General features: G+C 46.2%; 20 protein-coding genes. 15 read left to right on the forward strand and 5 right to left on the reverse strand.

All coding sequences use genetic code 11. The features are described 5' to 3' along the window. The first annotated feature begins 171 nt into the window (after positions 1-171). Entirely contained in the window at positions 172-801 is a 630-nt protein-coding gene (locus R8N28_RS19895) for a response regulator (protein WP_005382375.1), read from the forward strand. Here R8N28_RS19895 and R8N28_RS19900 read toward each other — a convergent pair. Further along, positions 798-2,549, reverse strand: a complete 1,752-nt coding sequence (locus R8N28_RS19900) for a potassium/proton antiporter (RefSeq protein ID WP_005382374.1) — start codon at positions 2,547-2,549, stop codon at positions 798-800. The two genes, R8N28_RS19895 and R8N28_RS19900, sit on opposite strands and share 4 nt — an antisense overlap. A gap of 520 nt (positions 2,550-3,069) precedes the next feature. Here R8N28_RS19900 and R8N28_RS19905 point away from each other — a divergent pair. The 5 genes from R8N28_RS19905 (at position 3,070) to R8N28_RS19925 (ending at position 7,644) form a co-directional block, all read left to right on the forward strand. Then, positions 3,070-3,333: a DUF4212 domain-containing protein gene (locus R8N28_RS19905; protein ID WP_005382373.1), complete on the forward strand. Its 264-nt coding sequence runs from the start codon at positions 3,070-3,072 to the stop codon at positions 3,331-3,333. A 12-nt stretch (positions 3,334-3,345) separates the two neighbouring features. Beyond that, the gene (locus R8N28_RS19910) at positions 3,346-5,073 is read left to right on the forward strand and encodes a sodium:solute symporter family protein (RefSeq protein WP_005382372.1); all 1,728 of its coding nucleotides are present in this window, start codon (positions 3,346-3,348) and stop codon (positions 5,071-5,073) included. A 108-nt stretch (positions 5,074-5,181) separates the two neighbouring features. Beyond that, complete coding sequence (locus R8N28_RS19915; protein WP_005382371.1) at positions 5,182-5,664, forward strand: hypothetical protein; 483 nt, start codon at positions 5,182-5,184, stop codon at positions 5,662-5,664. A 199-nt stretch (positions 5,665-5,863) separates the two neighbouring features. Continuing rightward, positions 5,864-6,241, forward strand: coding sequence for a hypothetical protein (locus R8N28_RS19920; RefSeq protein WP_005382370.1), 378 nt, complete (start codon positions 5,864-5,866; stop codon positions 6,239-6,241). A gap of 17 nt (positions 6,242-6,258) precedes the next feature. Then, a complete protein-coding gene (locus R8N28_RS19925) occupies positions 6,259-7,644 on the forward strand; it encodes a class II fumarate hydratase (protein WP_017635560.1) in 1,386 nt (461 codons plus the stop codon). Positions 7,645-7,734: 90 nt separating this feature from the next. Here R8N28_RS19925 and R8N28_RS19930 read toward each other — a convergent pair whose 3' ends face one another. Next, complete coding sequence (locus tag R8N28_RS19930; protein ID WP_017635559.1) at positions 7,735-11,166, reverse strand: PAS-domain containing protein; 3,432 nt, start codon at positions 11,164-11,166, stop codon at positions 7,735-7,737. Positions 11,167-11,301: 135 nt separating this feature from the next. Further along, complete coding sequence (locus R8N28_RS19935) at positions 11,302-12,489, reverse strand: 3-phenylpropionate MFS transporter (RefSeq protein ID WP_053307400.1); 1,188 nt, start codon at positions 12,487-12,489, stop codon at positions 11,302-11,304. Positions 12,490-12,722: 233 nt separating this feature from the next. On the opposite strand from R8N28_RS19935, the gene R8N28_RS19940 reads away from it, so the two are divergent. The 9 genes from R8N28_RS19940 (at position 12,723) to fis (ending at position 22,518) form a co-directional block, all read left to right on the forward strand. After that, entirely contained in the window at positions 12,723-14,549 is a 1,827-nt protein-coding gene (locus R8N28_RS19940) for a DUF294 nucleotidyltransferase-like domain-containing protein (protein ID WP_017635558.1), read from the forward strand. A gap of 33 nt (positions 14,550-14,582) precedes the next feature. Further along, positions 14,583-15,212, forward strand: a complete 630-nt coding sequence (locus R8N28_RS19945) for a 3'-5' exonuclease (RefSeq protein ID WP_017635557.1) — start codon at positions 14,583-14,585, stop codon at positions 15,210-15,212. Positions 15,213-15,450: 238 nt separating this feature from the next. Beyond that, positions 15,451-17,403, forward strand: a complete 1,953-nt coding sequence (acs, locus tag R8N28_RS19950; RefSeq protein WP_017635556.1) for an acetate--CoA ligase — start codon at positions 15,451-15,453, stop codon at positions 17,401-17,403. A 303-nt stretch (positions 17,404-17,706) separates the two neighbouring features. Further along, positions 17,707-18,156, forward strand: a complete 450-nt coding sequence (gene aroQ / locus R8N28_RS19955; RefSeq protein WP_005382360.1) for a type II 3-dehydroquinate dehydratase — start codon at positions 17,707-17,709, stop codon at positions 18,154-18,156. A gap of 61 nt (positions 18,157-18,217) precedes the next feature. Then, a complete protein-coding gene (gene accB / locus R8N28_RS19960) occupies positions 18,218-18,679 on the forward strand; it encodes an acetyl-CoA carboxylase biotin carboxyl carrier protein (RefSeq protein ID WP_005386355.1) in 462 nt (153 codons plus the stop codon). A gap of 14 nt (positions 18,680-18,693) precedes the next feature. Further along, complete coding sequence (gene accC / locus R8N28_RS19965) at positions 18,694-20,037, forward strand: acetyl-CoA carboxylase biotin carboxylase subunit (protein ID WP_005382509.1); 1,344 nt, start codon at positions 18,694-18,696, stop codon at positions 20,035-20,037. Positions 20,038-20,202: 165 nt separating this feature from the next. Continuing rightward, complete coding sequence (prmA, locus tag R8N28_RS19970) at positions 20,203-21,090, forward strand: 50S ribosomal protein L11 methyltransferase (protein ID WP_065274944.1); 888 nt, start codon at positions 20,203-20,205, stop codon at positions 21,088-21,090. A gap of 139 nt (positions 21,091-21,229) precedes the next feature. After that, complete coding sequence (dusB, locus tag R8N28_RS19975; protein ID WP_005382505.1) at positions 21,230-22,198, forward strand: tRNA dihydrouridine synthase DusB; 969 nt, start codon at positions 21,230-21,232, stop codon at positions 22,196-22,198. 23 nt (positions 22,199-22,221) lie between these two features. Next, entirely contained in the window at positions 22,222-22,518 is a 297-nt protein-coding gene (fis, locus tag R8N28_RS19980; protein WP_000462885.1) for a DNA-binding transcriptional regulator Fis, read from the forward strand. A 74-nt stretch (positions 22,519-22,592) separates the two neighbouring features. Here fis and R8N28_RS19985 read toward each other — a convergent pair whose 3' ends face one another. Next, entirely contained in the window at positions 22,593-23,750 is a 1,158-nt protein-coding gene (locus R8N28_RS19985; protein ID WP_065274945.1) for an MFS transporter, read from the reverse strand. Then, positions 23,747-25,318, reverse strand: coding sequence for an ABC-F family ATP-binding cassette domain-containing protein (locus R8N28_RS19990; RefSeq protein WP_065274946.1), 1,572 nt, complete (start codon positions 25,316-25,318; stop codon positions 23,747-23,749). The genes R8N28_RS19985 and R8N28_RS19990 overlap by 4 nt, the downstream gene beginning before the upstream one ends. Positions 25,319-26,318: the final 1,000 nt, after the last annotated feature.

Here is a 26,318-nt window from a genome sequence, read left to right on the forward strand (position 1 = left end):
GATGTCCACTGGCGTTTTTTATTGCTCAGATTTGAATAAGAACATTGCGTTTATATGCAATTTTCCTAATAAAAGTCGATTTGGTTCAGACTTTTAGCGAATAAATATTGTCCACTCTCTCAAAGCTGGACAATAATAAATTTAACGAAATAGTCAAAAGTGTTTAACGTCATGGATTCGACCTACACCATCATTATTGCAGATGATCACCCACTCTTCCGGAATGCCTTGTTTCAATCTATCCACATGGCTATTAGTGGTGCAAATTTGCTGGAAGCGGACTCACTCGACGCACTTCTGGCTTTGTTAGAACGAGAGGAAGAGCCAGATTTAGTGCTATTGGACCTCAAAATGCCAGGAGCAAATGGTATGTCTGGCTTGATTCATTTGCGAGCAGAGCATCCAGATTTACCTATCGTCGTCGTTTCAGCGAGTGAAGAGCCGGCGATCGTGACGCAGGTGAAAAGCCATGGTGCATTTGGTTTTATTCCCAAGTCCAGCGACATGCGCGAATTAGTGAACGCGCTCAATCAAGTGCTGAATGGCGACCCATACTTCCCTGAAGGGTTGATCACCAATAACGCGGCATGTAATGACTTAGCGGAAAAGATTGCTGCGCTAACACCGCAGCAATATAAAGTGTTGGGAATGTTGTCCGATGGCTTGCTGAACAAGCAAATCGCTTACGAATTGAATGTTTCAGAAGCCACCATAAAAGCGCACATGACAGCGATTTTCCGTAAGCTCGGTGTAAAGAACCGCACGCAAGCCGTGATTATGCTGACGGAAATGAGCGACTAGATTGACGTCTTATCGTCAGACTTACTTTTTTCGTTTGGCAATCGGATACCGACTTTAGTGACCTGCTGATCAACAACATCAGCGACGATCCAATGCAAACCTTGCCACTCGAAATGGTCTCCCAATACTGGCGTGCTACCTAATTGCTCTTCGACAAGGTTTCTCAAACTTTTATCCAGCGGTTCATCCCCCAGATTCAAACCATACATCACGGCAATATCGGCAAGCTTCACTTCAATATCGAGGAAGAAGTCACCGAAGAATCGCGCTAGCGACGCTTTCTCTGGGGCTTCACTAAACAGTAAGCTCAGTGCATCTAAATCCTTTTCTTGTGCTAATACACACAAGGTATCATCTTCCTCAAGGCGCGTACTGCCGGATGGGTGCAATAGCTCTTTACTGCGAAATACAGCGGCGATACGCGTTCCTTCCGGCATCGAAAGACTACGTAATGGCTCACCAATGCACCATTTATCTGCTTTAAGTCTATAGATAAACAGCTCCCACTCACTGGTCGGGTAAATCTCCACCCCCGTACGCGAAATTGGCTCAGGCTTAGAAGGTAGCTCGACCTTTGCAAGAGACATCGCCTTGGTCAACGTGCCCCCTTGTACTATCAAAGACACCATTACTACAAAGAATGCCAAATTGAAGTACAGTTGAGCATCTGGCAACCCTGCCATCATCGGAAATACCGCGAGGATGATAGGTACAGCGCCACGCAATCCTACCCAAGAGACAAACCACTTTTCACGTGGCGTGAAACTCTTGAATGGCAGTAAACCAATCCAAACTGAGATTGGTCGGGCAAACAAAATCATCCCGAAGGCAAGCGCAAGACCTGGCAACGCAATAGAGAGTAAATTGGATGGTGTAACCAACAAGCCAAGCACCAAGAACATACCAATTTGAGCTAGCCACGTCATACCATCTAAAACATGAAGAATAGAGTGGCGGCTGCGTGTTGGACGGTTACCTAATAAAAGACCAACGAGGTAAATCGACAAAATACCACTGCCACCCAAAGTGTTAGATAAAGCAAAAATAAGCAAGCCACCACTGACCGTTAAAATAGAATACAGCCCATCTGGTAATTGATTGCGATTGATAACTTTCCATAAGATCCAGCCACCAGCGAAGCCAAGTAACGCGCCAATACCAAACTGCTTAAGAAAACTGAACGCCAAAAAGCCCGCACTTAAATCTGCGCCAGGGTTCGCTAAAATAGCAATCAGAGTTACGGTCAGAAACACCGCCATAGGGTCATTGGTGCCGGATTCAATTTCCAGCGTTGAACCAACACGTTCGTTCAGGCTACGACCTTTGAGTAGAGAGAAGACCGCGGCAGCATCGGTGGAACCAACAATCGCTCCAACCAATATGCCTTGCAATAAATCTAAGTCGAATAACCACGTTGCCATCAGCCCGGTTAAAATGGTGGTGATCGCAACGCCAAATGTCGCCAAAGAGACCGAGGGCCATAACGCAACCCTAAAGCTGGCGACCCGCGTTCTCATCCCACCATCAAGCAAAATGATGGCTAATGCGAGGTTACTAACCAAATAAGCGATCGAAAAGTTATCGAATAAAATGCCGCCTAAGCCGTCTTCCCCCGCTAGCATTCCAACGGCTAAAAATACCAAAAGAATTGGGATTCCCAACTTAGAAGACACTGGGCTTAAAAGAACGCTAAGTGCGATTAACAACGCACCTATTAGAAAAAAACTGTTAATGGTGTCTGCGTCCATTCTCACCCTCCCTTAATGAAAAACGATAATAATTGTGATGAGCAAGGCTACTTCGTTAATGAGGTAATGCCCTAATCTGCCTCCCCTTTACACCGTCTCAAAATGCGAGGTTGTACGAGAATGACTCAGTTATATTACTTTATTGTGCGTTAAAACGGTGATTTGATGCGAAAACTTTATGTAAATAAATTACTTGTGAGCTTTCTTATCTACGCCTTCTCTCTTTAAGAGCCACAAGATCACCACCAATACTTACACAGCATCTCCAAGTTCAATGAAGAAAAGATTAATGGCCCGTCTTAATCATGCCTGTTTATCCAATCAACCTTTAGACCTTTGGCTAACTTAACAGTTTATTAACATAACGTTTTGCCCCTTTGTTCGCTGCAAAAGCCCATAATATGGGGGTTCTTCATTTTTAACACCCCGACTAAAGTTGAAAAGAGTTATTGCCAACACCTTGCTAATGTACATATTGAAACATTTCATTAACAACAATACCAATCGTAAGGAGACGGCAATGGCATTTGAAAGCGAAGAAAGAGCCAAAGCCTATTGGGACAAAAACGTGAAGCTCATGATCGGCCTAATGGTCATCTGGTTCGTCGTGTCTTTCGGCTGCGGCATTTTATTTGTCGACGTACTAAATCAATTTCAACTAGGCGGTTACAAACTCGGTTTCTGGTTTGCTCAACAAGGCTCCATCTATGCGTTCCTAGGAATTATTTTCTATTACGCATGGAAGATGCGCCAAATTGACCGTGAATTCGGCGTGGACGAATAAGGAGTCACTCAGATGGATTTGAAAACTATTACCTACCTGGTCGTTGGCGCCACGTTCATCCTGTACATCGGGATTGCTATTTGGGCTCGCGCCGGATCAACCAAAGAGTTTTATGTTGCTGGTGGCGGTGTAAACCCGATTGCAAACGGTATGGCAACCGCAGCCGATTGGATGTCCGCAGCGTCGTTTATCTCAATGGCAGGCTTAATTGCCTTCATGGGCTATGGCGGCTCCGTATTTCTAATGGGTTGGACTGGTGGCTACGTTCTGCTTGCGCTGTTGCTAGCGCCTTACCTACGCAAATTTGGTAAGTTTACGGTGCCAGAGTTTGTTGGTGAACGCTTTTACTCCAACACAGCACGTATCGTAGCGGTTGTTTGTCTTATCATCGCATCAGTGACTTATGTTATCGGTCAGATGAAAGGCGTGGGCGTTGCGTTTGGTCGCTTCTTAGAAGTGGATTACTCCACTGGCCTATTAATTGGTATGTGTATCGTTTTCATGTACGCGGTTCTTGGCGGCATGAAAGGCATCACTTACACGCAGATTGCTCAATATTGCGTACTCATTCTTGCTTACACTATCCCTGCAATCTTTATCTCTCTGCAACTCACTGGTAACCCAATCCCACAAATTGGTCTAGGGAGTACCATGGCTGGTACCGATGTCTATCTACTCGATCGGCTTGACCAAGTGGTGACCGAACTCGGATTCAGTGAATACACGACCCAAGTACGTGGCGACACACTTAATATGTTTGTCTACACCATGTCACTGATGATTGGTACTGCCGGTCTACCACACGTAATTATCCGTTTCTTTACCGTGCCGAAGGTTCGCGACGCACGTACATCAGCAGGTTGGGCTCTGATCTTCATCGCCATCCTTTACACTACTGCACCAGCGGTATCAGCGATGGCTCGTCTCAACCTAATGAATACGGTAAATCCAGCTCCGGGTCAGCACCTAGCGTATGACGAGCGTCCTGCGTGGTTCAAAAACTGGGAAACAACTGGACTACTCGGTTTTGACGATAAAAATGGCGATGGCAATATCCAATACACTTCAGATGCGTCCACCAACGAACTGCGCGTTGATAACGACATCATGGTATTGGCTAACCCAGAGATCGCTAAACTACCAAACTGGGTGATTGCACTTGTGGCAGCAGGTGGTCTTGCAGCTGCACTATCTACCGCAGCAGGTTTACTACTCGCCATTTCTTCAGCTATTTCCCATGACTTAATCAAAGGGGTTATCAATCCGAACATATCCGAGAAAAAAGAGCTACTTGCTAGTCGAATATCAATGGCAGTAGCGATAGCAGCCGCAGGCTATCTCGGTTTAAATCCGCCTGGATTTGCCGCAGGTACGGTAGCACTCGCCTTTGGTCTTGCCGCTTCATCCATCTTCCCTGCATTGATGATGGGCATCTTCAGCAAGAGCATCAACAAAGAAGGCGCAATCGCCGGTATGATTGCGGGTATCAGTATTACGCTGTTCTACGTATTCCAACACAAAGGCATCCTTTTCGTTGCTGATTGGAAATATCTAGAAAGCTGGGGAACAAACTGGTTCCTGGGTATTGAGCCAAACGCGTTTGGTGCTATTGGCGCACTATTTAACTTCATCGTCGCATTCGCTGTATCCAAAGTAACAGCAGAAACGCCACAAGAAGTAAAAGACCTAGTCGAACACGTTCGCGTGCCAGTAGGTGCTGGTAGTGCAGTGGATCACTAAAAACTAATCAAAACCACAAAAGCCCCGTTTGGAACCAGCCGTCCGGGGCTTTTTTATTCTCACTTTTCAGTTACCATATTCGCAGTATGTCGTTGCAAGGAAGCCAAGATGTTCAAAAACAAGCACTTTATTCTCGCTCTACTGATTGCGCCAGTTCTCTCTTTGATCGCTTACTTCGGTACCGATATGGCCCTCAGCGAGAAGCCCCACGCGGCGCAAGAAGGGGAAACTTACAAACTCGCGAGTAAGTCTAATTGTCGTTACACCAGTGGTCTGTGTGATATGGAAAATGGCGATTTTAAAGTGAAATTTCGCTCGGAAAAACTCACTAAAAATAACTTAGAATTATCACTCAACGCCGCTTACCCACTCGAAGGTGTTAAAGTTTCTATTGTGAGTGACAAAGAGAAAAACGCTCAACCGATTGATATGAAGCCCGCCGATCAAGCAGGCCAAAGCTGGTACATCACCTTACCAAAGCCTGCATCTGCAGAAAGCTGGTTAAGAGTCGTCATTCAATCAGGCGGTACACTGTATTATGGTGAAACACAAACCGCATTTGTGAAGTACGAAACCTTATTTACTGAATAACGGTGACAAGCTAATTCACCGGTATTCAAACGACAGTGACTTAGTTTCACTCAGCATAAATGAATTCCTACTCAGCCGACGCCTTTGCGTCGGCTTTTGTTTCCGTAAGTCTTTCTTCAACAACCTCTTACTCTAAAAAGGGTTGCCAACTCACAAGTTAATTGATAATAATTATCATTACATTTAATGAGAGGTGGTTATGGACAACAAACGGGACATCTTTAACGCATTTTTTAAAGCCCAAGATAGATTCCTTCTCGCCGCACCACATGGCTTTGAGCCAGACGTGATTCATGACTATATTCATTGGGGAATGGTGTTGTCTTCTTGTTATGAACACGATGCCGATGAAGAAAATCTATTGTTGTGTGAGCTGTTTTTACGTCAGGTTTATTTCCATTTACTAGACGCAATTCAAGACTCAACTCGCAGTCGTATCTTCCGTCGTGTCTGTCTCGATTCTATCCATACGCCATTATTCTGTCTCAAACGCTATTACTACCAGTTTGAACAAGGCGACGTGAAATTTCTCGCACTACAACAACAATTACGCCTGATTCAAATCTCACTTGATTAACCAAAAGGATCCCTACCATGAGCACCGAATTCCGCATAGAAACTGACAGTATGGGCGAAGTTACTGTCCCTGCAGATGCTCTCTACCAAGCCCAGACTCAACGCGCCGTCGATAACTTCTCATTCAGTCAACATAAAATGCCATCTGGTTTTATCAAAGCGTTAGCACACATCAAGCAGACTGCGGCACTCACCAACGCACAGCTAGGGCTGCTTGAAGGAGATATTGCCAACGCGATTGCTGACGCAGCTCAAGCAATTATCGAAGGCAATCATATTGAGCAATTCCCAATTGACGTGTTCCAAACAGGATCAGGCACTAGCTCAAATATGAATGCGAATGAAGTAATTGCAACACTGGCCTCCCAGCATCTAGGCGGCACTGTCAGCCCTAATGATCACGTCAACATGGGACAAAGCAGCAACGATGTGGTACCGACGGCCATTCAAGTTAGCGCAGCATTAGCCATTGAAAAACAGCTCTTCCCGGCCCTGTCACACCTAAGCCAAACACTAGAGTCTAAGCAACAAGCATTGAAAGATGTTGTAAAAACCGGTCGCACCCACTTAATGGACGCGATGCCAATTACCTTTGCTCAAGAACTTGGCGGTTGGCAGTTCCAAATCGAGCACGCAAAACAAGCGATTGAACAAGCACTTCCTGCTGTAAAAGCCTTAGCCCAAGGTGGTACGGCGGTTGGAACGGGGATCAATGCCGATCCACGCTTTGCAGACTTATTCGCTAGCAACCTAACCCAGTCAACTCGTATTCAGTTCACGGCCAGTGATAACTTCTTTTTCAATTTAAGCAGTCAAGATGCGATCGTCGCTCTGTCGGGACAGCTCAAAACAGCAGCAGTTGCGATCATGAAGATCGCAAACGATCTTCGTTGGATGAATTCAGGCCCATTGGCTGGTTTAGGTGAGATAGAATTACAAGGCTTGCAACCGGGTTCTTCCATCATGCCTGGCAAAGTAAATCCTGTGATCCCAGAAGCCGCAGCTATGGCATCAGCGCAAGTCATTGGTAATGACACCACCATTACCGTCGCAGGCCAAGCGGGCAACTTCCAGCTTAACGTCATGTTGCCAGTTATTGCTCATAACGTATTGGAGAGCATCGAGTTACTCTCTAACAGCGCAACCGCTTTAGCTGACAAAGCCATTGCGACGTTTGAAGTTCGCCAAGATAACTTGGATGTAGCACTCGCCAAAAACCCAATTTTGGTCACGGCTCTCAACCCGGTCATTGGTTACCTAAAAGCGGCAGAAGTCGCGAAAAAAGCCTACAAACAGGGGCGCGCGATTATTGATGTCGCGGAAGAAGAAACTGATTTGGATAGAGCCACACTAGAGCGATTGCTTAATCCAGCCAAACTGACCCAAGGCGGCGTCGCAGAATAAACGGCAAACTCAGCCTATCAACTAAGATTACAAATATCGAGACCTCCATTCGGAGGTCTCTTTTATAGCGATTTTTCAAACACTCCAATCCTAAGCGACTCGATTGAGCACCGAACGCAGCTTAAGCGGCTTAACTGGCTTAGCAATAAAGCTGAACCCATTTGCTTTGATGCCATCAAGCATATCATCGGTACGATCTGCACTGATGATGACGCCTTCAAAGCTGTGGCCTAATCTCAGGCGGCATTGCTGTAGCACTTCTAAACCAGTACGACCATCATCAAGTCGGTAATCGGAGAAAATTACATCCGGAATCCAACCATCCTCAAGCGCTTGTAGACTTTCAACTAAATCAATCGCAACTCGTGTATCGCAGCCCCATCGGGAAAGTAAGTTTTCCATGCCGACTAGAATGTCAGGCTCATTATCGACACAAAGGATTCTCAGATGACCAAGTTCAGATTGCTTATTCATCGCCACGTGAACTGGATGAGGCTGAACATGATCAGCTTTATCTAGGGTGATGGAAAAAACACTGCCTTTTCCAACCCAAGAGCGCATCGAAATTTCATGCCCAAGTACCTGAGCAATTCCTTTCGAAATCGCCAAACCAAGTCCGAGACCTTGGTCGGAACGAACTTGAGTTCCGCGATTAAACTCTTCAAAAATCTCTTGCTGCTTCTCTTCTTCAATCCCCACTCCATTATCCCATACATCAATACGCACTCGCCCTTTCACGCGGCGAACACCGAGTGCGACTTTGCCATTCGGGTTATAACGAAACGCATTGGTCAGGAAGTTTTGCACCACACGGCGCAGCAGTTTGGGATCCGACTTAACCATGAGTGAGGACGGAATCATGGTGAACTCTATACCTTGCTGTTTGGCTAACGCACTAAACTCAGCATTCAAATTCGATAACACATCATTTAACGCAAAGCCATGCACGTTGACTTCCAACTTGCCCGATTCCAAACGCGAGATATCCAGCAAATCTCCAATTAAGTCTTCGGCAGCCTCTAAAGCACTTTCAATGTGTGCTGACAGCTTTTTGGCTTCACTGTCTTTGGCGACTTCCGATAGTGAAGATGCGAATAGACGCGCCGCGTTGAGCGGTTGCATCAAGTCATGGCTTACTGCCGCCAAGAACCGTGATTTGGACTTCGATTCCAAATCCGAGCGCTGCGTCGCTTCCACCAGCTGCTTGTTAAGTTGTTCTAATTCTCGAGTCCGCAGACGTACCCTTTCTTCCAATGTCTCGTTGGCGTCTTTCAGTGCTTGCTCTGCATCACGGAATACGGTGATGTCGGTAAAGCTCATCACAAAGCCACCACCTGGCATTGGGTTACCTTGCACCTCTATCACGCGACCATCGGGACGAACCCGAGAAGAGGTGTGCCGAGTCCCTTGCTCAAGGTGATAAACACGGCGACGGACGTGGTCATCAGGGTCACCAGGGCCACACAACCCCTGCTCTGCATTGTGCCGAATCACATCCGCAATCGGTCGACCTACTTGAATCAGGCCTGGCGGAAATTCAAAGAGTTCTAAATAGCGTTGGTTCCACGCAACCAAGCGTAGTTGCTTATCGACGACCGCAATACCTTGTCCAATATGCTCAATCGCGCCTTGGAGTAAACCCCGACTAAAATCGTACAGTTCAGAGGCTTCATCGACGATAGTCGCCACCTCTTCAAGCTGCATGTTTCTTCCTTGCAGAGCGGAAGTAAGTACTAACTTGGCAGAAGATGCTCCAAATACCCCTGCTAGCACACGCTCCGTATGCCGAATCAGAGAAGATGGCGCTTGTTGATTCGGCATCAACTCTTCTCGTTGCTGGCTCCAGTAGGCTTGAAACGCCGCTTTAACTCGCGTTCGTCCTACAAATCTGGACGCTAGCATTTCCAGTTCTGCAACCGTAACGCGGCTCTGGTACAGACTCATATTTTCGCTTTCAGGCAACGGTGTACCAACGAATGATGCCGATTGTAAGCGCTCACTTAGGCTTGGTCGGGTAGCCATAGAAACCACAACAAAACACACTGCATTAGCGACCACGCTGAGGATCATCCCCCAATCTGAAATCGCGATATCAAAACTAGCCAATACCTCTGGTGGCGTAATCAACCAGATCAGGAAGTTATTACTGGCGTCTCCGGCAAGCATGTCTGTTTGGCTCATTAACGTAATCAACCAGGTAGCAAAACCCACCGCGAGGCCAACATACACACCTTTCTTATTCCCTTGACGCCAATACATACCGCCAACCAGCGCAGGAGCGAATTGCGTGATAGCCGCGAACGAGAGAAAGCCGATAGCAGAAAGTGAATGAATGGTGTCCAACGCTTGATAGAAACACCACGCGCCAATCAACAAAACTAAAATCAAACCACGGCGGATCCGCAGTAATAATTCAGAAAAATGGTGATGGTTACGCTGCGTCAGTCGCATGCGACGCAATAGCAATGGCATAACCAAGTCATTCGAGACCATGATCGCTAAGGCAATCGTCGATACGATAACCATGCCACTTGCCGCTGAAGTACCGCCTAGAAACGCAAGTAAGGCGATTTCACTCGCCCCTACCGACATCGGCACACTGATGACATAAGTATCAGGCGAAGCGCCACTCAAGAGACCTTGCCCTACCCACGCAATAGGTAAAACAAAAATCCCCATTAAGATCAGATAAATGGGGAACAACCAACGAGCCACGTGCAAATCTTGAGCACGTTCATTTTCCACCACCATCGTATGGAATTGTCGCGGAAGGCAAACGATCGCCAGCATGGTCAGTACAGTATGAATCAATATAGTCGGGATATTTGGTGACTGATACGTCTGTGCGGCAACATCAAGTAAGCTCAAATTCTCGGTGTTCATCGCCAACCAAACAATGAAGACACCAACCACTAAAAAAGCCAGCAGTTTGATAATGGATTCGAAGGCAATTGCCATCATCATCCCACGATGGTGTTCCGTGTTATCAATGTGGCGGGTACCGAATAGCATCGTAAAAATCGCCAATGCGACCACAACAAACCACGACACGCTATCGTTTTGATAACCAAAATCAGTAGCCAGCTCCGGAGCAATGATTTCAAGCCCCATAGTGATACCACGCAGCTGTAAAGCGATGTACGGCAAAATTCCCGCAACCGCTATGAGCGTAACAACCACGGCCAAACCTTGGGATTTACCGTAGCGTGCTCCGATAAAGTCAGCAATCGACGTGATGTGTTCCCGTTTAGCAATCAAAATAAGCCGAGCTAAAACGCGCCATCCGATGGTAAACACTAAAATGGGAGCAATATAAATGGGCAAGAAAGACCAAGGATTACTGCTGGCCTGCCCGACCGTGCCGTAGAAGGTCCACGATGTACAGTACACCGCAATGGAAAGGCTATAAATCCAAGGCCGCCAGCGCGCTAGCCACCTTTTCTGAATGTCGCCGTACCACGCGATGATAAATAAAGCTCCCAAATACGCTAAAGAAACGGGAACCACCAGCCATCCTTGCATCCGATATCCTTTCTTGCCTTTCTTGCTACTTTTAAAGCAAGAGAATAAAAAAACCTCTCCATGAGGGAGAGGTTTCATTTAACACTGCTTTGATAACGGAGACAAAGCTTAGTTTTTAACCTTTGTTACATAAGTCTAATTCTGAGTTTCAAGTGGCTTGTCTGATACATCAACCACCTGATGTGGGTCTTGCGAATCAAGCTTGATGAACAGAGCCAATAACCCCATCGCGGCCATGCCCCAGAACACAAGCGGTCCCCAGTGCTCATAACCCCAGCCACTCAATACGGTCATTAACGCGATAAATGCGCCCAACGGAATCGCGTTATACAACGCTTGCAACGCTACGATCTTATTTTCTTCGGAGTTTTGGATATATTGGATCGCGGCAATGTGTGCGGTAGCAAAAGTCACACCATGCAATAGTTGAACAACCACCAAAGCAATAATTGATGTTGTCGACGCCGTAATACCCCAACGCATCATTACACCAACGGCAGCAGCAATAAACAGCGCGCGTATTGACCAACCTACGAATAAGCGCTTACTCAATGCAAACACTGCCACTTCTGCGGCCACTCCTAAGCTCCACAAGTAGCCAATGACATCTTCCGAGTGACCAGCGGCCTTCCAGTGAATCGCACTAAAGCCGTAGTAAGCCGCATGACTGCCCTGAATTAGTGACACCAACACTAAGAATTTTAGTATCGGCTTGTCGGTCAAAAGAGCGGTCAGCTTTGGACGTTCTGCGCTTTGCCCACCGTGCGTTACAGGCATTGGGTTAGTCGGTCGCATAGCAAACAGCAACGAGATAAACACGCCGAACATCGCAGTGTACAAGATCATATCGGAGCCAAATTCAGCCACCAGGTAGCCCACTGCCGTCGAGCCTGCGATAAAGGCGATCGAACCCCATAGCCGCGTGCGGCCATAATCGAGCATTTTCAGGCGAGCGTAGTAATTTGCCATCGCGTCCGACAACGGAATAATCGGTCCACAACAAAGATTGAACAACACTGTCGCTAGTGCCATTAACCAAAAGCTACCACCCGTAAAAAAGTGAAATCCAACAAAAAGGAGGGCAGCGAAACTCAACCAACGTAAAGCAGGCATAAGATGTTCGACTTTGTGTACTCGTGGGGTGATCACGATATTGGCAACACAACGTGTCGCAAGGCCTAACCCGACCAGCAAACCGATATCTGTCGAAGATACGCCCTGATCCTTAAACCAAAGTGACCAAAATGGCAGATACACGCCATACGCAAAGAAGAATCCGAGAAAGTACTGGGAAATCCAGCCATACGGAGAAGGTTTCAACATTACTAATATCCTAAAACGGGAACACCAACGTTCGAGCCGGGAATTATGGATCGCCATGCGTATTATAAAAAGGGAAGAATAAGAAACTTATCGTTTCCTCGATGGAATACTAACTTTGCGACATTTGGCATCTTCAAGCGAAAACATCGTAATTTAGACCAAAGTCGTCTGGCTTCCGGTAAGAAATTTGTCAGACTTAGAGAGTGTTCCTTCCATCATTATTGGGTGTTCTCATGCCTGACAAATTTAACATGCAATCTCCACCGTTCGATCGCTTAACTGAAGCACAACAAACGCGACTGCGATCGTCTCTGGACGTCGCCTACTATCGAGCTCGAGATGTTATTTTATCCTGCGGACAGAAGAACCCCCACTTACATATTCTGATCAAAGGCGCGGTAGAAGAGCGCTCCAACGATCAACAGGAAGTGTTCGCACATTATGCCAACGACGATATGTTCGATGTACGCTCGTTACTTGAAGACAAGGTACGTCATCACTACATCGCGCTTGAGGACACGCTCTCTTACCTACTGCCGAAAGAAATTTTCCTTGCCCTTTACAACGAAAATGGCCAGTTTGCAGCCTATTTCGATAACAATTTATCGAAACGGCAAGAGCTCATCGAAGCGGCCCATCAACAGCAAAACTTAGCGGAGTTTATTCTCACTAAAGTTGACCGCAGCATTTATCACCCACCGATGATCCTTGAACCAAATACACCAATTAACGAGGTAACACGTTCCTTAAAAGAAAATGGGATTGACGCCGCATTGGTTCAACTCCATGGCGATGATCCACGATTGGAAAAATGGCCATCAGCCCACCCGTACGCAATAGTGACTCGTACTAATATGCTGCATTCTGTGATGATAGATGGTTGCGCGCTCGACACACCAGTGGGTGAGATCGCGAGCTTTCCTGTTTATCACGTTGATGATGGTGACTTTCTATTCAACGCCATGATCACAATGACCAGAAATAGAATGAAACGCCTCATGGTATGTGAAGGCAACCGAGCCGTCGGCATGCTGGATATGACCCAAATTCTCAGCGCGTTCTCAACCCACTCCCACGTGTTAACGCTCAGTATTGCTCGAGCAAGCAGCGTGGAAGAGCTCGCTTTGGCCTCAAACCGCCAATGTCAATTGGTCGAGAGCTTATTGAAAAACGGTATCCGCACTCGCTTCATCATGGAGCTTATCTCAGCCGTAAACGAGCAAATTATCGAGAAAGCGTTCGAGTTAGTGATACCACCAGCCTTGCACGACCATTGTTGCTTGATCGTACTCGGCTCTGAAGGCCGAGGAGAGCAAATTCTCAAAACCGATCAAGACAATGCCCTGATTATTCAAGATGGTCTGGAATGGCCTCATTGCGAACAAGTGATGCAATCCTTCACACACACCCTACAACAGCTCGGTTATCCACTTTGCCCTGGTAAAGTGATGGTTAACAACCCGAAATGGGTCAAAACACAGCAAGAATGGATAAGCACCCTAAACCACTGGATAGCTAAAGCCGAACCACAACAAATCATGGACTTAGCCATTTTCAGTGACGCCCATGCTGTTGCTGGGAATTGCGAGCTGCTGGCTCCAATTGCGGCGCATCTTCGTGACACAATGAAAGATCGCATGTTGATATTGTCTGACTTTACTCGCCCTGCCTTGCAGTTTTCGGTGCCCCTAACTCTATTTGGCAACGTAAAAAGTGCTAAAGACGGATTGGACATTAAACGCGGCGGTATTTTCCCAATTGTACACGGCATTCGCACCTTGTCTTTGGAATATGCCATTGAGGAGAAGAACACGTTTGAGCGCATTGAAGCTCTGAGAAATAAGCGCATCTTAGAATCTGAAACGGCAGATAATCTCAACGAAGCACTGAAATTGTTCTTTAAACTTCGTCTTAATCAGCAACTCAAAAAGCAAGAAGCGTTGAATAACATTGATATTAAACAACTGGATAGAACTGAGCGTGATTTGCTTCGCCACAGCTTACATGTGGTGAAGAAATTTAAGCAATTTTTAGGCTTCCATTATCAAATTCGTGATTAACCCTGATTTTCATAAATCACAGAGGCGTAGGCAATGAACTGGTTACAACGCAAATACTGGCACTACAAACTGAAAGGTTCGCCTTATCAGTCGCTGTTTTGCACGCCAGATAAAACAGAATACGTCTCTCTTGACTGCGAAACCACCAGCCTTGACCCAAATCGCGCCGAGCTGGTGACTATTGCAGCCACCAAGATCATCGACAACCGCATCATCACCAGTCAACCATTTGAAGCCCGCTTACGCGCGCCGCAATCGCTCGACTCAGGCTCGGTCAAGATCCATCGAATTCGCCACCAAGACTTAGTCGATGGCATCAGTGAAAAAGAGGCGCTGCTCGAGCTGCTCGACTTTATCGGCAACCGACCACTTGTGGGCTATCACATTCGTTACGATAAAAAGATCTTAGACCTTGCTTGTCTGCGGCAACTTGGCTTCCCACTTCCTAACCCACTTATCGAGGTCAGTCAGATTTATCACGATAAGTTGGAACGACATTTGCCGAATGCCTATTTCGACTTAAGTCTGGATGCCATTTGTAAACACCTCGAACTTCCTATCCAAGACAAACACGACGCCTTGCAAGACGCGATTTCTGCCGCTTTGGTCTTTGTCCGCTTAACGAAAGGCGATTTACCCAACCTAACCGCGCCGTATACATAAAAATCAGTTGACCTAGCTCCCAGAAATACTTTTGTTTCAGCGATTTCCCGGCGCTTCCATCACTCTCATCCTAAAGTCTAATTGTGGAAATACGCGCGGTGACTGACAGTTATAAGCACAACGTCGTCATTACCACGACCAAGTTATTTAGAACCAAAAAAACAGCCCTACAAAAATATATTCAAAATCTTATCTAGATTGGTGTAAGGCCGAGAAATAAGGCACAAGGAGAGAAGCCATGAGCGAAGCCCACGTTTATCCGGTAAAAGAAAATATTAAAACTCATACACACGCGGATAATGATACTTACTTAGCCATGTATCAGCAGTCGGTAACCGATCCAGAGGGCTTCTGGAGCGAGCACGGCAAAATCGTTGATTGGATCAAACCTTTCACCAAAGTAAAAAGCACTTCTTTCGACACTGGCCATGTTGATATTCGCTGGTTTGAAGATGGCACACTGAACGTCTCGGCTAACTGTATTGACCGTCATCTTGCAGAACACGGGGACGACGTCGCCATCATTTGGGAAGGCGATGATCCAGCCGACGACAAAACACTCACTTTCAACGAACTGCACAAAGAAGTGTGTAAATTCTCCAACGCATTGAAAGAGCAAGGCGTACGCAAGGGCGACGTGGTGTGTCTATACATGCCAATGGTGCCAGAAGCTGCAGTGGCTATGCTCGCTTGTACCCGTATTGGTGCGGTTCACACCGTAGTATTTGGCGGTTTCTCACCAGAAGCGCTATCCGGCCGTATCATCGACTCTGACGCTAAAGTCGTGATCACCGCAGACGAAGGCGTACGTGGCGGACGCGCTGTTCCACTGAAAAAGAACGTGGATGAAGCACTAACCAACCCAGACGTAAAAACCATCAATAAAGTCGTCGTGCTTAAACGTACAGGTGGTGATGTTGAATGGCATGAACACCGTGATGTTTGGTGGCACGAAGCAACAGCCAACGTTTCTGACGTTTGCCCACCAGAAGAGATGAAAGCCGAAGACCCGCTGTTCATCCTCTACACATCTGGCTCGACAGGTAAACCTAAAGGCGTACTACATACTACAGGCGGTTACCTCGTCTACGCGGCAATGACCTTTAAATATGTCTTCGATTATCAACCAGGAGAAACCTTCTGGTGTACCGCGGATGTGGGCTGGATTACAGGCCATACTTACCTAATTTATGGTCCACTAGCGAACGGGGCCAAAACCATTCTGTTTGAAGGTATTCCAAACTACCCAAGCACGGCTCGTATGAGTGAAGTGGTTGATAAGCACCAAGTGAACATTCTCTACACTGCGCCAACCGCTATTCGTGCACTAATGGCAAAAGGTAACGAAGCGGTAGCAGGGACATCTCGTTCAAGCTTACGTGTGATGGGTTCAGTAGGTGAGCCTATCAACCCTGAAGCGTGGGAGTGGTACTACAAAACGATTGGTAACGAGAGCTCGCCTATCGTTGATACTTGGTGGCAAACAGAGACCGGCGGTATCTTAATTGCACCACTACCAGGCGCAACAGATTTAAAACCAGGCTCAGCAACTCGACCATTCTTCGGAGTCCAACCTGCACTGGTTGATAACATGGGCAACATCATTGAAGAAACCGCAGCAGAAGGTAACTTGGTGATCCTTGATTCATGGCCAGGTCAGATGCGTACTGTTTATGGCGACCACGAGCGCTTTGAACAGACCTACTTCTCAACCTTTAAGGGAATGTACTTTACTAGTGATGGGGCTCGTCGTGACGAAGACGGTTACTACTGGATCACGGGCCGTGTTGATGACGTACTAAACGTGTCGGGTCACCGCATGGGTACCGCTGAAATAGAATCGGCTCTTGTCGCACATCATAAAATTGCTGAGGCCGCTATTGTGGGCATTCCGCATGATATCAAAGGCCAAGCTATCTACGCTTACATTACCTTGAACGATGGTGAATTCCCGTCAGCAGAGCTACACAAAGAAGTGAAAGATTGGGTGCGTAAAGAAATTGGTCCAATTGCAACACCAGATGTACTGCACTGGACGGATTCCTTACCGAAGACTCGTTCTGGTAAGATCATGCGTCGAATCCTGCGTAAAATTGCAACGGGTGATACCAGCAACCTCGGAGACACATCAACGCTTGCCGATCCGAGCGTTGTAGATAAACTTATCGCAGAGAAAGCAGAATTGGCATAAATTCAACCAACTGTTTTAAAAGCACTTTAAAAACCGCCATCACTCATGGCGGTTTTTTGCTTTAGTGCACAAATTGGCCACACAAAAAATATGGCAATTATGTTGTTTTTGTTAACTTGGTTACAGAAACGAGAGTGGCTATTAGGAGATTAGACCAGTAAATTGCTGCTAATTGCTATGAATTAGCTATAATCTTGGTCGATTTTTTAAAATTTGCTCGGTTTTAACAAAAAAATCGTGCTGAACTATCGTATATTTGGGAATATAAACGTTCCACTCACGATAAGGGAAGATAGCAACACAATGTCTGCAAAGTCACGGATTCTTGTTCTAAACGGACCAAATCTTAATCTATTGGGTCTGCGCGAACCGACACACTATGGTCACAGTACCTTAGCTCAAGTTGTGGATACTCTTACAGAGCAAGCCCATAACGCTGGGGTAGAACTGGAACACCTACAATCAAATCGTGAGTACGAACTGATTGAAGCCATTCACGCTGCCTATGGCAAGATTGACTTCATCATCATCAATCCAGCGGCTTTCACTCATACTAGTGTGGCGCTGCGAGATGCATTACTTGGCGTCGCCATCCCATTTATTGAGGTGCACTTATCAAATGTGCACGCACGTGAACCATTCCGTCATCACTCTTACCTGTCAGATAAAGCAGAGGGTGTGATTTGCGGTTTAGGCGCACAAGGTTATGAATTTGCTCTGTCTGCAGCGATCAATAAGCTACAGGCAAAGTAACCCTAACACTCTGCAACCCTACGAGGGTTGTCTTAATCACAAGATAAAAGAGAAAGAAAAGATGGATATTCGTAAAATCAAGAAGCTAATTGAGTTAGTTGAAGAGTCTGGCATTGCTGAGCTAGAGATCTCTGAAGGTGAAGAGTCAGTGCGCATCAGCCGTCATGGCACTGCAGCCCCTCAAGCACCAATTCACTACGCAGCAGCTCCAGCGGCGGCACCTGCTCCAGTAGCAGCGGCACCAGTAGCGGAAGCGCCAGCAGCAGAAGCTCCAGCAGCAACACCTGCAGGTCACCAAGTTCTTTCTCCAATGGTTGGTACTTTCTACCGCTCTCCAAGCCCAGACTCTAAAGCATTCGTAGAAGTGGGTCAGAAAGTAAATGCTGGCGATACTCTATGTATTGTTGAAGCAATGAAAATGATGAACCAAATCGAAGCGGACAAATCTGGCGTTGTTACAGCAATCCTAGCTGAAGACGGCCAACCAGTTGAATTCGACCAACCTCTTGTTGTAATCGAATAAGCGGGGCTTGCCTTATGCTAGACAAAGTAGTCATCGCGAACCGAGGTGAAATTGCACTTCGTATTCTTCGCGCTTGTAAAGAATTAGGTATTAAGACCGTCGCTGTTCACTCGACAGCTGACCGCGATCTTAAGCACGTACTACTCGCAGACGAAACCGTATGTATCGGCCCTGCTCGTGGTATCGACAGCTACCTAAACATTCCACGCATCATTTCTGCAGCAGAAGTGACTGGTGCTGTGGCTATCCACCCAGGTTACGGCTTCCTGTCTGAGAACGCAGACTTCGCAGAGCAAGTTGAGCGCAGTGGTTTCATCTTCGTTGGTCCAAAGGCAGACACTATCCGCCTAATGGGCGATAAAGTATCTGCTATCAATGCAATGAAGAAAGCAGGCGTTCCTTGTGTACCGGGTTCTGACGGCCCTCTAGACAATGACGAAGAGAAAAACAAAGCATTTGCTAAGCGCATTGGTTACCCAGTAATCATCAAAGCATCTGGCGGCGGCGGCGGTCGTGGTATGCGTGTTGTTCGCGCAGAGAAAGACCTTATCCAAGCTATTGCAATGACACGTGCTGAAGCAAAAGCGGCGTTCAACAATGACATGGTTTACATGGAGAAATTCCTAGAAAACCCTCGTCACGTTGAAGTTCAGGTTATTGCTGACGGTCAAGGCGGCGCAATCCACCTTGGTGAGCGTGACTGTTCAATGCAACGTCGTCACCAAAAAGTAGTGGAAGAAGCTCCAGCACCTGGTATCACAGAAGAAATGCGTAAGTACATCGGTGAACGCTGTACTCGTGCATGTATCGAGATCGGTTACCGCGGCGCAGGTACGTTTGAATTCCTATACGAGAACGGTGAGTTCTACTTCATCGAAATGAACACTCGTATTCAAGTAGAGCACCCAGTAACAGAGATGGTTACTGGCATCGACCTAATCAAAGAACAGCTTCGTGTTGCAGCGGGTCAGCCTCTGTCATTCACTCAAGATGATATTAAGATCCGTGGCCATGCGATTGAGTGTCGTATCAACGCAGAAGACCCTGAGCGCTTCCTACCATCTCCGGGTAAGATCGAGCGTTTCCACGCTCCTGGCGGTATGGGTGTACGTTGGGAATCTCATATCTACACAGGCTACACAGTTCCACCTCATTACGATTCAATGATTGGTAAACTGATCACTTACGGTGAGAACCGTGATGTAGCGATTGCACGTATGAAAAACGCACTGGGTGAGATGATCATCGAAGGCATCAAAACTAACGTGCCACTGCAATTCTCCATTATGAATGACGAAAACTTCCAACACGGTGGTGCAAACATCCACTACCTAGAGAAGAAGCTTGGCTTACAATAAGCCTAAGCAAACGTCTTAAAAAATGCCCACTCCCGTGGGCATTTTTGTTTTATATGTACGCGAAGGGCTCAACATATAAATCGGCTTATTTGGGTATATACTCAAACAAATCGTAGAGTTCTGGTAAACTCTGCGCCACTTCATTCACTTTAAGAGCAAAAACCAATGCCTTGGATTCAAATCAAACTCAACGCGACCAATGAAAACGCTGAGCAAATCGGCGATATGCTAATGGAAGAGACTGGCGCGCTGTCTGTTACATTCTTAGACGCGCAGGATACACCTGTATTCGAACCTCTACCTGGCGAAACTCGCTTATGGGGCGATACTGATATTCTGGCACTGTATGATGCAGAAGCAGACACTAACTTCATCATCGACCAAGTTAAAGCGAGCAACATGCTGGCTGACAATTTTGCTTACAAAGTAGAACAGCTTGAAGATAAAGACTGGGAACGCGAATGGATGGAAAACTTCCACCCAATGAAATTTGGTGAACGCTTATGGATTTGTCCAAGCTGGCGCGATATTCCAGATCCTGACGCTGTTAATGTTATGTTGGATCCAGGCCTTGCATTCGGTACGGGTACTCACCCTACAACAGCACTTTGTCTTGAGTGGCTAGAAAGCATGGACTTAAGCGGTAAGACCGTTATCGACTTCGGTTGTGGCTCAGGTATTCTTGCGATCGCAGCGATCAAACTGGGCGCTGAAAAAGTGATAGGGATCGACATTGATCCTCAAGCCCTGCTTGCTTCAAAAGACAATGCTGAGCGTAATGGCGTTGCAGACAAACTAGAAGTTTACTTACCGCAAAATCAACCTGAAGGTCTCGTCGCTGACATCGTTGTGGCCAACATCCTTGCGGGACCTTTACGTGAACTTGCACCTATCATCAAAGGACTAGTTAAGCCAAATGGCGACCTCGCTATGTCCGGCGTATTAGACACTCAAGCTGAAGATGTTGCGAACTATTACCGTGACGAGCTTCACATTGACCCGATTGTTGAGCAAAGTGAATGGTGTCGCATCTCTGGTCGTAAGCAAGGCTAGACAAGGTTTTCAGAGCTAATTGTTTGAAATTCATACAATTTACAAAAACAATTTGTAAATGCTCAAATATTAGTCTTTTCACGCAGTGAAAAAATGCGTAAAATGCGCGCCCTTGCTGGTACAGAACTGTGATGACGTTTTGAAAATCGGAAACTATCAACTTAAGAACAATCTAATCGTAGCCCCTATGGCTGGTGTAACGGATAGACCGTTTCGCGAGTTGTGTCTTCGCTATGGTGCGGGAATGGCCGTCAGTGAAATGATGTCTGCTAACCCAAAACTATGGGGAACGTCAAAGTCGAAACAGCGCATGGTACACGAGGGCGAATCGGGCATTCGCTCTGTACAGATTGCGGGTTCCGATCCACAGCTTATGGCGGACGCAGCTCAATTCAGTGTTGAGAACGGTGCACAAATCATCGACATCAACATGGGCTGCCCGGCAAAAAAAGTGAATAAGAAGCTAGCGGGCTCTGCTCTGCTTCAATACCCAAACATTATCGAAGAGATTTTGAAAGCGGTCGTGAATGCAGTGGACGTTCCTGTAACGTTAAAGACTCGAACTGGCTGGGATACAGACAACAAGAACTGTGTCCAGATCGCTAAATTAGCCGAAAACTGCGGCATACAAGCTCTTGCTCTGCATGGCAGAACGAAAGCATGTATGTACAAAGGTGAGGCCGAATATGACAGCATTAAAGCGGTAAAAGAGGCGATTTCAATTCCGGTTATCGCGAACGGTGATATCGATAGCCCGGAGAAAGCCAAATTTGTACTGGAGTACACCGGTGCGGACGCTTTAATGATTGGACGCCCTGCCCAGGGTCGTCCTTGGATTTTCCAGGAAATCCATCACTATTTGGAAAACGGCACCACAATGGAGGAACTTCCAACTGAGGAAGTGAAAACCATTATGCTTGGTCATGTAAATGCTCTGCATGAGTTTTATGGGGAGTTCTTAGGTCCACGTATCGCGCGCAAGCACGTTGGGTGGTACCTGAAAGAGCATGAACAGGCAAGTGAGTTTCGCCGTACCTTCAACGCTATCGACGCAGCTCCGCTGCAAATTGAGGCGTTAGAAGGTTATTTTGATAACGTTGCATCATAATTAAGAGAAGAGCTAGACCGAATATGTTCGAACAAAATCTGACTTCAGAAGCATTAACAGTAACTACAGTAACGTCACAAGACCAGATTACTCAGAAGCCTTTACGTGACTCTGTTAAAGCGTCTCTTAAAAACTACCTTGCTCAACTAAACGGCCAGGAAGTAACAGAACTATACGAATTAGTTCTAGCTGAAGTTGAACAGCCACTACTAGATACTATCATGCAGTACACTCGCGGTAACCAAACTCGCGCAGCAACTATGATGGGTATCAACCGCGGTACTCTTCGCAAGAAACTTAAGAAATACGGCATGAACTAAGACCGTTTTTCAAAAAGTATTTGGAACAAGCCGTTACCTTTTTAGGTAACGGCTTTTCTTTATCTACTAAAACACTACGAATAACGCTCACTTTGTTCAGTATTACCAACTGGCTTTAAGATAACTACTGCTGAGCCAAACAATAGGAAAGCCACGAAAGCGACCCATTCATTGCCTACAGAATACGCGAAGCCCGCCAAGGCAGACCAAATCGCGACACCAAAGTGCATCATACTCATTCCAGAAGACATTAACACACCTCGATATTCATCAGATAAGCTTGCGATATGTGCTTGTAATGCCGGAGAACCAAACCCTCCAGCAAGAGACCAGAGCACTAGAGCTGGAAGATAAGCGGTCACCGTACTCATCTCATTTGAGAACACCCATGCACTGCAAGGTATGCACACCATTAAAGCCACTCGCATAACGGCTCGAGAGCTACCAAGCCAGCGAGAAGCTCTCGCCACGCACATATTTCCAACCACACTCACGATCCCTAGAGCTGCATAAATAGCGCCCACCCAACCGAGCGCCAAATCACTGGTATCTCGAATATGAAGGCCTATCAGGTTAAATACACCAATACCTCCCCCTAGGCCTAAACACATCGCTAGAATCGCCCTCAACGCGCCTGGAAGATGAATGACGTCTGTGATAGGTGGCAGAGTATCTGACTTCTTGGACTCATTATGCTTGTTGTTCATGGACACTACGCTCATGGCACCGACAAAAAGAGCCGCAACGCCCAAAATAATAAAAGCGGCACGCCATGATAAAAGCTGGGTCAACAATGCTCCGATCGCCGGGCTAGTTATCATACCTAGCGTTAATCCCGCCTGAACCATCACAATTTGACGCATCGCTCTATTACCCTTCGCGTCTCCCGCTAACGCGAATGCAATTGGTAACATGCCTGCACTTGCAATACCAGTGATCACTCGAGTTGCAATAGCAAGTTCAAAATCATGAACTATGCCCGTCGTAATAGACGCAACCCCAAATACAAAGCAAGCAGGCACCATGATACGAATACGCCCAACTCGGTCTGATAAACGGCCCAAGTAAGGAGCGCAAATTGCTATGGCTAAACTATATGCTGTAATAAATAAGGTCACCTGACTCGGTTGAACACTTAAATCATTTCCGATAGGTTCAAGAATAGATCCAAGCATCAACTCATCAGCACCAACAAGAAAAGCCACGAGAAATAGGATCATGGACTGCATCATAGCTCCACCTCCTGTTCTGTTTCCGATTCAGCACAAGTGAGCAACGAAATATCTAAAACTCTATCAGGCCAAGATTGCAAAAATGCCTTCTCATGAGATACTACAATCACGCTACCGGAAAAGCGCTGGAGAGCCTCTTTAAGCGCATTTTTACTGCTGCTATCCAAATGTGTTGTTGGTTCGTCCAACAGCAAAACATTGCATTTCTGAACCGATAAACAACACAACTTCACCCGAGTTTGCTCACCACCGCTCAATGTATCTAAGTGGCGCTGCGTCTTATCCCCCGTAATCCCAAAGCGAGCTAATAGCTTGCGTGACTCTTTGCTTGAGATTGTTGGCGCACAAGAGCACAGCTCCTGTTCAGGTGTGTTCTGAGGATGGCGCCAAGACAAATCTTGAGAAAAATAACCAATCATTGCACCTTTTGCCAATACCACCTCACCAGAGAGTGGCTCGATCTCCCCCATCAGGGTTTTAAGTAAGGTCGACTTACCCACGCCGTTAAAGCCAGCAACAACCAACTTTTCCCCGCGCGCTAACGTGATATCAAACACTGGAAGCAGAGGCTGCTGATAACCGATCATCAACGCTTTTGCGTCAATCACATTCGGTTGCCCAATGGGCTGGTAAGCAAAGTCAAACATCGATACTTTCTCTACATTATTCAGTTGAATACGTTCGATTTTATCCAGTTTTTTCTTACGCCCTTTAGCAAGACTCGCGTTAACTCCAGCGCCATTTTTGGCAATAAATTGCTCTAACTTTCGAATTTCATTTTGCTGAGCCTTATATTGCTTTTCTATCAAAGCACCATCGTGATGCTTTTGCTGCATTGCTTTGACATAAGTGCCGCTGTATTTTCGAACCGTTTGATAATCAATATCACAAATACTGGTCGCTACTTGATTAAGGAAATCAACATCATGAGAAACCAGTAAAACGGTGCCAATGTAATCATTGAGAAACGTGACTAGCCATTCAATGTGCGGAGCATCAAGATAGTTTGTCGGCTCATCAAGAATTAACACATCGGGGTTGCGAAGTAACAACCTGCCTAAAAGGACTTTGTGTCTTTGACCGCCACTTAGCGAGACAAGCGGTGTATCTAAGCTAAATTGATAAATGCCAAGACCTACAGCAACTTGTTCAATTTTGGTATTAATTGCATAGAAGTTTTCATCTTCTAAATATGCCTGTAGCCGAGCGACTTGGCTTAAAAGAGATGTAGAGTGAGACTCGGTCATCGCATGATACAAAGTCCAAAGCTTTTGCTCTGCAGCGTATAAACTCTCAAAAGAGCCCTTTAAACACTCATGAACTGTCAGCACATTATCGATCTTAAAATGTTGTTCTAAATACCCTACCTCAAGGCTTGGTAACCATTCAATGCGGCCCTTATCTGCAGATAATTCACCGAAAAGCAGTTTCAATAAGGTGCTTTTTCCAACACCATTCGCTCCGGTGATACCTACTTTCTCTCCCACGTTAATACGAAAGGTCACGTTGTTGTATAATGTCTTATCGGCTATCTGATAAGACAAATTTTTAACTTGTAAAATACTCATGTTTTCAACCAAATAAAAAAGGGCCGGTGATCAATACCGGCCCTTATTTCAATACTGGGAAATGCTTTGTAGCTGCTTAACAGATACAAAAAGGCCGATGATGAAATATCACCGGCCATCTCTTCTCTTTTATCAGGTGTACAAGCACCTGCGTATAACTTCAGCGAAGCTACCCACACATAAAACACCTGATGAAGATTAATTTAAGACTCCGAGCAACACTTCATCGCGTTTTTTGCACGGAGTTCAGCCTTCTTACAAAGCTTTTAAACAAGAGATATAACATGATTTACTGTCGAAAAAATATTCGATGTGAAGCGTACACCTTTAGAATAAAAAGTACCAGATAATTATTAAAAACTATCGTGACTTAGACGAAGATCCACTGAAAGAAGACCTTTCCTCAGTCAATGTGCTAGGTGAACGACTTACTCAGCAAACACAGCTATGAAAGCACCTATACCGCTCACGTTATACGTACGTAGTGGTGGCTTTGAAGGTTGGAGAGGGTTAGAGGGAAGAAGTAGCGAATATACTTTAAGACACTGGCTTAAATAGATCGACAAAACAAAATCCATGTTTGGAAAGTTTTAAATGCGCTGAGTTTATATTAATAAGCGCCTATGGCTAAATCAAAACATCTAAAGCAGAGAAATCTCCCCCGAAAATAACATAACCTATTGAATAAATTTTCCAGGTAATAATAAAGGAAGCTTTGGTAAGTTAAGCACAGGGGCTCAAAACTAGCGCTCGAGACTGCAGAAACCACACAAAACTGCGTTCCACTTCACTCATACAGGGCTTAGAAAGCATAGCCAGAGGGAAGCCGGCCTCTCGATGCAAGGTTTCAATATGAAAGTGGGTTTAAGGTAAGTCGGGGAACCAAAACGAAAAAAGCCTCAGTCTTTCGACTGAGGCTTAATATAAGTGGCGGAGTGGACGGGACTCGAACCCGCGACCCCCGGCGTGACAGGCCGGTATTCTAACCAACTGAACTACC

It is taken from the genome of Vibrio sp. Vb1554, from assembly GCF_033344235.1.

Excerpts from the sequence above, each read along its gene's own strand:
- R8N28_RS19895 (WP_005382375.1), top strand. The coding sequence starts at position 172 with ATGGATTCGACCTACACCATCATTATTGCAGATGATCACCCACTCTTC.
- R8N28_RS19900 (WP_005382374.1), bottom strand. The coding sequence starts at position 2,549 with ATGGACGCAGACACCATTAACAGTTTTTTTCTAATAGGTGCGTTGTTA.
- R8N28_RS19905 (WP_005382373.1), top strand. The coding sequence starts at position 3,070 with ATGGCATTTGAAAGCGAAGAAAGAGCCAAAGCCTATTGGGACAAAAAC.
- R8N28_RS19910 (WP_005382372.1), top strand. The coding sequence starts at position 3,346 with ATGGATTTGAAAACTATTACCTACCTGGTCGTTGGCGCCACGTTCATC.
- R8N28_RS19915 (WP_005382371.1), top strand. The coding sequence starts at position 5,182 with ATGTTCAAAAACAAGCACTTTATTCTCGCTCTACTGATTGCGCCAGTT.
- R8N28_RS19920 (WP_005382370.1), top strand. The coding sequence starts at position 5,864 with ATGGACAACAAACGGGACATCTTTAACGCATTTTTTAAAGCCCAAGAT.
- R8N28_RS19925 (WP_017635560.1), top strand. The coding sequence starts at position 6,259 with ATGAGCACCGAATTCCGCATAGAAACTGACAGTATGGGCGAAGTTACT.
- R8N28_RS19930 (WP_017635559.1), bottom strand. The coding sequence starts at position 11,166 with ATGCAAGGATGGCTGGTGGTTCCCGTTTCTTTAGCGTATTTGGGAGCT.
- R8N28_RS19935 (WP_053307400.1), bottom strand. The coding sequence starts at position 12,489 with ATGTTGAAACCTTCTCCGTATGGCTGGATTTCCCAGTACTTTCTCGGA.
- R8N28_RS19940 (WP_017635558.1), top strand. The coding sequence starts at position 12,723 with ATGCCTGACAAATTTAACATGCAATCTCCACCGTTCGATCGCTTAACT.
- R8N28_RS19945 (WP_017635557.1), top strand. The coding sequence starts at position 14,583 with ATGAACTGGTTACAACGCAAATACTGGCACTACAAACTGAAAGGTTCG.
- acs (WP_017635556.1), top strand. The coding sequence starts at position 15,451 with ATGAGCGAAGCCCACGTTTATCCGGTAAAAGAAAATATTAAAACTCAT.
- aroQ (WP_005382360.1), top strand. The coding sequence starts at position 17,707 with ATGTCTGCAAAGTCACGGATTCTTGTTCTAAACGGACCAAATCTTAAT.
- accB (WP_005386355.1), top strand. The coding sequence starts at position 18,218 with ATGGATATTCGTAAAATCAAGAAGCTAATTGAGTTAGTTGAAGAGTCT.
- accC (WP_005382509.1), top strand. The coding sequence starts at position 18,694 with ATGCTAGACAAAGTAGTCATCGCGAACCGAGGTGAAATTGCACTTCGT.
- prmA (WP_065274944.1), top strand. The coding sequence starts at position 20,203 with ATGCCTTGGATTCAAATCAAACTCAACGCGACCAATGAAAACGCTGAG.
- fis (WP_000462885.1), top strand. The coding sequence starts at position 22,222 with ATGTTCGAACAAAATCTGACTTCAGAAGCATTAACAGTAACTACAGTA.
- R8N28_RS19985 (WP_065274945.1), bottom strand. The coding sequence starts at position 23,750 with ATGATGCAGTCCATGATCCTATTTCTCGTGGCTTTTCTTGTTGGTGCT.
- R8N28_RS19990 (WP_065274946.1), bottom strand. The coding sequence starts at position 25,318 with ATGAGTATTTTACAAGTTAAAAATTTGTCTTATCAGATAGCCGATAAG.